Below are 1,472 nucleotides of genomic sequence, written 5' to 3'. Positions count from 1 at the left end.
CTCGCTTGAATCTGAGCTTCTACGATAGCTAACTGCTCTTCCCTCAATTTTTTCAGTTCCTTAAGTTGGTCCTGTCAGCTCACCTGAGTCTAATATAACAAACTATCCATACAAGGTTTGATACATCTTTTTCATGAAGACATCAAGCTCTTTTTGAACAATCTTTAATAGGCGCTCTTCTTCGACTTTGGGAATAGTCACCCTCTCATTTATATTTCTTTCATTTATTTGAAAATAAGCGCTAGAAACTAAATCAAAGTTCTTATCCAATTCATAGAGTACACTAGTTATTCTACCATCTATCTCTATTTCAAAATAAGCAGTAACCCCATTCCGTCCCGGATTTGAGATGTCCAAATTGATGTCTCCTTTTATCTCTATGGAGTCAATTCCTCCATCCAATCGAATAGCTCCATCGGGAGGAACGACATAGCCCGCTTTACGGATGTCAGGTGCATATTTTTCTGATGCCATCAAACGTTGTAAGACGACTATATTGTCCCTCTCTTCAAAGGAGGTTTTTAATTGCATATGTTCTTGGTGGTTTTGATACTGAAAATAAAGATTCAAGCCAGTAGCTAAGGCAATTACAGAACCAATAACGATCAGTATTTTTTTAAGTCCTGACATTTTTTCACCCCCTCTGTCTAAGTTATCATAGAAGTCTTGTTCATACAGCATTGCGTTGAGTAAGAAGTTACTTTCTCTAAAAATCTAACCATACAAGGTTTGATACATCTTTTTCATGAAGTCATCAATCTCGCTTTGAACACTTCTCAACAAGTAATCTTCTTCGGCTTGGGGGATAGAAACAATCTCTCTTTTCCCGTTACCATTTTGCTGAGAATAGCTAGAATCAATTAAATTCAGATTTTTATCTAAAATAAAAGCTACATGCGTTTGTTTTTCATTAACCTGTGTGATGAAAAATAACTGAAAATCCTTAGCATCCTTTTTGGGAGGGCTAATTTTCAAATGTAACTCTCCTTCTATTTCTAATGGATAAATAACTCCATCCAATCGAATAGCTCCGTCAGAAGGAATAGTATATCCTGCCTTGCGGATGTCAGACGCATATTTTTCTGATGACGTCAAACGATGAAGAACTTCAATTCTTTCATTTTTCTCAAAGGATTCTTTTAAAGCACTAGATTGTTGGAAATGATTGTAAGTAAAATATAAAGGAATCGCTAATAGGAACAAGGACAATACAATCAACCACTTAAACTGTTTTACTTTATCTAACATTCGCCTTTCCTCTATCAACACTCTCTTTCAAATAAGTGGGATTATAAATTCTCACTCACCTTCCTCATCATCATAAACTGGCTCGCCATGGATTTTGATGTATTCTTCATTTCTACGGTCATCTTCTTCCCAGACTGGGTCTCTCACATGGTCCATAAATGAAATTTCTTCCAAACTCAGCTCATTAGCTTCTTCATAACTCATCGAAAGGATATCCTCATGCC

General features: G+C 36.2%; 2 protein-coding genes. Both read right to left on the bottom strand.

Annotation, left to right across the window (positions count from 1 at the left end; translation table 11 throughout):
• Positions 1-102 precede the first annotated feature (102 nt).
• Positions 103-630 carry a hypothetical protein gene (locus GMD6S_RS09090; RefSeq protein ID WP_008294306.1) on the bottom strand — a complete coding sequence of 176 codons (528 nt, stop codon included), beginning with the start codon at positions 628-630 and terminating at the stop codon, positions 103-105.
• An 84-nt stretch (positions 631-714) separates the two neighbouring features.
• Positions 715-1,248, bottom strand: a complete 534-nt coding sequence (locus GMD6S_RS09085; RefSeq protein ID WP_000884835.1) for a hypothetical protein — start codon at positions 1,246-1,248, stop codon at positions 715-717.
• Positions 1,249-1,472 lie beyond the last annotated feature (224 nt).

Source organism: Streptococcus sp. GMD6S (genome assembly GCF_000297015.1).
Note: the sequence above shows the minus strand (reverse complement) of the source record. Positions and strands in the feature narration are given on the sequence as shown.